This is a genomic window from Candidatus Brocadia sapporoensis (assembly GCF_001753675.2).
Taxonomy (GTDB): domain Bacteria; phylum Planctomycetota; class Brocadiia; order Brocadiales; family Brocadiaceae; genus Brocadia; species Brocadia sapporoensis.
In genome coordinates, this window is sequence record NZ_MJUW02000046.1 from 1 (window position 1) to 5445 (window position 5445).

6 protein-coding genes and 1 pseudogene are annotated in these 5445 nt (G+C 41.3%); 3 read left to right on the top strand and 4 right to left on the bottom strand.

What is annotated here, in order from left to right:
- Window positions 1-455: 455 nt before the first annotated feature.
- From BIY37_RS04260 to tsaB, 3 genes are all read left to right on the top strand, one after another.
- A complete protein-coding gene (locus BIY37_RS04260) occupies window positions 456-617 on the top strand; it encodes a hypothetical protein (protein WP_230402432.1) in 162 nt (53 codons plus the stop codon).
- The gene (locus tag BIY37_RS04265) at window positions 596-1162 is read left to right on the top strand and encodes a nucleotidyltransferase domain-containing protein (protein ID WP_143299162.1); all 567 of its coding nucleotides are present in this window, start codon (window positions 596-598) and stop codon (window positions 1160-1162) included. The genes BIY37_RS04260 and BIY37_RS04265 overlap by 22 nt, the downstream gene beginning before the upstream one ends.
- 99 nt (window positions 1163-1261) lie before the next feature.
- Window positions 1262-2053, top strand: coding sequence for a tRNA (adenosine(37)-N6)-threonylcarbamoyltransferase complex dimerization subunit type 1 TsaB (gene tsaB / locus BIY37_RS04270; RefSeq protein ID WP_070066599.1), 792 nt, complete (start codon window positions 1262-1264; stop codon window positions 2051-2053).
- A 75-nt stretch (window positions 2054-2128) separates the two neighbouring features.
- Here the strand turns inward: tsaB and BIY37_RS04275 are convergent, their stop codons facing one another.
- The 4 genes and pseudogenes from BIY37_RS04275 to BIY37_RS13830 all read right to left on the bottom strand — a co-directional run.
- A complete protein-coding gene (locus BIY37_RS04275; RefSeq protein ID WP_070066600.1) occupies window positions 2129-2581 on the bottom strand; it encodes a hypothetical protein in 453 nt (150 codons plus the stop codon).
- A gap of 38 nt (window positions 2582-2619) precedes the next feature.
- Window positions 2620-3651, bottom strand: a complete 1032-nt coding sequence (gene rfbB / locus BIY37_RS04280) for a dTDP-glucose 4,6-dehydratase (protein ID WP_070066601.1) — start codon at window positions 3649-3651, stop codon at window positions 2620-2622.
- A gap of 121 nt (window positions 3652-3772) precedes the next feature.
- Entirely contained in the window at window positions 3773-3940 is a 168-nt protein-coding gene (locus tag BIY37_RS13095; protein WP_179129280.1) for a hypothetical protein, read from the bottom strand.
- A gap of 225 nt (window positions 3941-4165) precedes the next feature.
- A pseudogene (locus tag BIY37_RS13830) lies at window positions 4166-4680 on the bottom strand (transposase); the annotation flags it as partial.
- Between the last annotated feature and the right edge of the window lie 765 nt (window positions 4681-5445).

A 5445-nucleotide genomic window follows, 5' to 3' on the forward strand; every position in this document is an offset into this window, starting at 1 on the left:
GCCTCATCGCAACCTTTTTCCCCTAAATTTCACCCACTCGTTTCCACGATGACCCTATAAAAAATAGTAGTACCCGTTAATGTTTCTATTATGAAAATGTTCTCTTGACCAGAAATAAAGAGACAGGAATTCCCAAATAAATTTATCAATCGTCCTAAAGAGAGCCGCCCACTATCGTAACCTATCGAAGGTAGAAAAGGAGGGACGGTTATATACCCCTTACTTTTAGACACTTCCATCGGTTTCTGTTTGACAACAAATGTGGTATAAGATACCATGCTGATGTTTATAGAATAAAGACAAAAAATGAATGCCATGCGTTATAATTAATCAAAAATCATGGGCTAAACAACCAGTTTGCGCGTGGTTTGGCTCAGGAATTTTAATACTAATCTGTCACTATGAATATAAAAAAACGCCCAAATCATAAGGTATACATTCAGGCGCTACGCCGTATGTCACCCGAGCAGAGGCTGCTGAAGGCCTTCGAATTGTCACAGTTTTCCCGTGATCTCTTTCTCCACGGATTACGCAAGAGGTTTCCTGATTTATCAGAAGCTGAAATCAAAAAATTATACCTGGAACGCCTGAATAAATGTCACAACAGGAATTACTAAGAAAAGTCATTCAGACACTTGACGACGCAGGAATTCATTATATGATAACCGGCTCTGTCGCTTCAAGTTTGCAGGGTGAACCGCGATCTACTCATGACATAGACCTTGTGGTTGCTATAGAAAGGACGGACGCGAAGAAGATGATCAAGGCATTCCCATTGCCCGATTTTTATCTGGACGAGGAAAGTGTCATAGATGCAATCAACAGACAGGGCATGTTCAATCTCATTGATGTAAACTCGGGGGATAAAGTCGATTTCTGGACATTAACAAATGAACCTTTCGATCAATCACGGTTTGCAAGAAGGTATGCCGAGGAATTGGGTGGAATGCGACTCACTGTTTCCCGCCCTGAGGATACCATACTGGCAAAACTGAGATGGGCAAAGTTGTCCGGCGGGAGCGAGAAACAATTCATAGACGCCTTACGGGTCTATGAGGTACAACTTAAAGAGCTTGATATGGATTATCTCCATAGTTGGGCAAAAAAAATCGGTGTGACATCAATATTACAAAGACTGCAGGAAGAAGCGGAGGTTCTATAGTGTTCTTTCCATAGATGAACGGGAAAGATTGTCCTTATGCCTAATGAAATCATTCGTTGAAAAATGTACAACTAAGTCAAAAACGATGAAAGAGAATCCGTGAAAGTACTTGGAATAGAAACATCCGGGGATATAGGCGGTGTAGTCCTTAGCAAAGACTATAAGATTGTCCTTTCTAAAGAATTCGGGTGTATGCAACATAGTAAAGAACTGGTTCCTGCCATCAAGAGCGCCTTTCATGAAACTGGCTGGTCACCAAATGATATCGATCTTATTGCTGTAGATGTGGGACCGGGCTCGTATACCGGGCTACGCGTGGGCGTGACCTGCGCAAAGACGCTGGCCTATGCATTACAAAAACCGGTCATTGATGTACCCATATTCGATATCATCGCAGAGAATTATCAAAGGAATTTATGCAAAACAGCTTCAGGAAATCCCCCTTCATCAGCAGAAAGTACGGGAGAGGAGAAGATGTTTTTTGATGCTGCTCATAGAGGACAATTTTCACTCTGCCCCGTTCTCGATGCAAGGCGAAATCATGTTTACGCATGTATCTATACCTTTTCGCCGCTGAGTTCTGAACAGGGATTGGCGGATGTTCAGTGGAAAAGAGAGACAGAGTTTATGGTAATCCAACCAGAGGGCCTTGTCCCATTACTTCCACGGCCCATAATTATTTTTGGAAACGGGGTCTCACCTTATAGGGAGGTATTTCAAGCCGAAGACATCTTTATTGATAATGAGGAATGGGCAACACCGAAGGTTGAGCTTGTGGCCATCTTGGGGGAAAAAATGTATGAATCAGGACATCGCTGTGAGAGAGATAAATTATTGCCGCTTTATCTACGGCAGGCCGAGGCCATTGAAAAGCAAAAAGGCAAGAAATAGGTATTACCTTTTACCATCAATTGATCCGCCAAAACACAAATGGGAATACCGAAACAGAAATTGTTAATCCCCGATTTAACGATCCCTGACCCTGCGCAAGGAAAGCGATGGTAAATCCGCAGGAATCGTTTCCTCTATGCGGCGCACACCCTCTTTACCCTTCAATAAGATTCCGTGAACGACAGAGTGAATAAGGCGCTTCGATGTATCGTGAGTCATCAGTATCTTACCGATAAAATAGACCTTGAACAGAATGATCATGGTGAGAGGAAATGCAAAGAGTATTGCTTTCGCCTTTGACATCTCTATAACAAGATGCGGTGTCGCAGAACCCAGCAAAAAAGCCATTGTCGAGAACGTGGCGAGGAGGATGAGTCCTATCTTTACTGACATGAATATCACAGCGCATTTCAGAAAAAGAGATTTATGTGACGTTGTAAAATTACCAACAGATGCCAGCAACAGCCTTGCTTCCTTCTGCAATTTGATGAACCAACGTGTATCCTGAACACCTATCGTACGCAACATATCACATTCCTTTCATAAAAAAAATACTTCTCACGGTTCTATGACAGAACCGTGCCTGCAAACCGATGTTTATATTGCTTGTTGTAATATTCCATGAACTCGCCGTTTTTTATCCGTTTCCACCACGACTGGTTATTTTCATACCATTGTATCGTATCTTTCAGGCCATTTTCAAATTTTATCTCTGCTTTCCACCCCAAAGATTTTAGCTTACTACAATCCAGGGCGTAACGCCTGTCGTGCCCTTCCCTGTCTTTCACGTGCTCCAGCAGTGAGTGAGGTTTCTTGAGTTCATCTAAAATGAGATGAGCCGTATCGATATTATATCGTTCATTTCCTCCCCCGATATTATATACCTCGCCATCTTTCCCGTGATTCATAAGAAAATCAATACCTGCACAATGGTCTTCAACATGAATCCAATCCCTTACCTGCCTTCCGTCACCATAAAGGGGAAGCGCTTTATCCTCTAAGGCATTGGTGATAAATAGGGGAATAAATTTTTCCGGATGTTGGTTGGGTCCGTAGTTGTTGGACGCCCTGGTAATAATGATCGGCAACTTATAGGTCACCCAGTAAGCATAAGCAAGCCGGTCTCCCCCTGCTTTACTTGCAGCATACGGATTGCTGGGATTTAAGGCGTCCGTCTCCCTGAATGCGCCGTGATGAGCCGTTCCATAAACCTCGTCGGTGGATATCTGAATAAACTTTTTTAAATGAAAACGTCTCGATGCCTCAAGCAGGACAAAGACACCCTTCATATCCGTATCAATGAAGTTGTCTGCACTGCTAATACTTCGATCAACGTGCGATTCTGCGGCGAAGTTGACAAGATTGTCAATATCTTCCTCTGAGAAGATATGTTCCACCAACTCCTGATTACAAATGTCACCTTTGTAAAATTTAAACTGCTGAGACATCTTTGAATCATCAAGTATATCTTTCAGATTTTCTAGATTTCCCGCATAGGTCAATTTATCCAGCACCACCACCCGTCTGCCCAGATGAATCATTCGACGGACGTAGTGACTTCCGATAAACCCCGCACCACCAGTGATAAGGATTGCCATAGGCACCTCAAGCCCTTCTGCCACAAGGATGAAAAAATGTAAAACTGTGTTCAAACATAATTAATATTATCTTGTAGGAGCAGGTTCAAGTCTGCCCCTACATTGTTACAATAAATCATTATTAAAATATTTCTTTGCCTTCGATTCGCAAATCCTGAATCAAAGAAGAACGGATAGTATCTTTTAAACAATACCGCTTAGCATCATATTTTTTACCTTTCAGTCGAAACATGCCAACCGTTTCATGCTCAGAATCAACAACCCAATATTCATTCTCACTATGTTTCACGTACAATTTCTTTTGATTTCTATATCCCGCTTAAATGTGGAAGGCAAAATACCTCTGCAAGCAAATCGGGTGCACCTTTGATATTATCTTTGATAATTTTTATTATTTTCATTGGGACTCAGCGTTATCCGGTTAAGTAATTGCGTCTGAATACAATATTTGTTCTTTGAAAACATAATAGCCTATTCGAGAAGCAGGAGTTGTTAGAACCTTATCGAGATTGCAGGCTTCTTTTTGTATTTTGATACGTAACTCTCTGACCCTTTTTTTACACACCTTCTCTTTACGATGATTGTAACAATAGATTGCAAGAAGCAGATACGTTATAAGACCACCGAGTATTTACGCCATGAATCCGTGTTCTCTTCTTGCGGTAAGGTAGTAGACTTTGAGATGGCGTTTCCACCAGCCGAAGAATATTTCGATGTTCCATCGGAGCTTATTGATGGTTGCGATTTCTTCCGCAGAGACGTCAAACCGAATCGTGACAACCCAGTATATTTTATTATCAATGCAGTAGTCGATAACCCGCAATTCCTTTTCCGGCTGATAAAGGGGCGTTCGTCAGCCTTGCTACTATCAGCAAAAAATATTTTTGAGGGTATAGATTGATTCATATCAAAGCCAATAGATACTTTAGCCTTATTGTAATCCTTGCGTTTGTCGTCCCAGTGCATGGAAAGAACCGCATCAATGGGCGAACCGTCATTAGCAACGAGACATCCAATCTCTGCATGTTCCCCTTAGGCTGGATTTTAGTTACGTTAGCCTGGAATTGCTAGAATACATAGAGTAATTGTTCAAGACCGTAGAAATTCATCACCTCGCCGAAGCTGCTCTTTTTTATTCTTCCCCAAGTGGCGCTATCACGTTATGAGCAAAGTCGTCTTCTTCGAGAACTTGCAGGAGATGCCGCCATGAGGTACATTATTCAAGGTGAAAGAAAACTAATGCCTTGAGTTGATGTTCAAAACTCATTTGCAAAGGCCTATTTCTTCGTGCCTCAAGCGGAGGCATACTGAAAATAATTTCCGATTTGAATTTTTTTGAATTGTTGATTTATAAAAAGGAATGAAATTAGGAATTTCTATTTGCAATGAACAACATTAAAAAGTTGATATTTATAATGCAAAATGTCATTCCTATCCCTGCTTTCTCATAGGATAAATTCCAGTAGAAATCTAAAAATGGTAGAGATGCATTGCAATACATCTCTACACGGGATTCCTCTCCGGCAATTTTTTAACAGTACGGTGTCAATTCATGAATTGACGCTATGTTAGTTTTTTTAAAATTCCCCGATGTCAAGTTATGCCTTTGATTATAGGGTAGCATGGACAAACTTGTTTGTCCATGGTGTTTGAATATACACACGGATTTGGGATATATCACACGGACAAACAAAGTTTGTCCGTGCCACCCTATAACCCAATTAAATAAAATGAAAATTTCTCAGCATTGTCCGGTTAGGGAATTGCGAAAGAGCGTCCCTGTTGTTCTTTGAG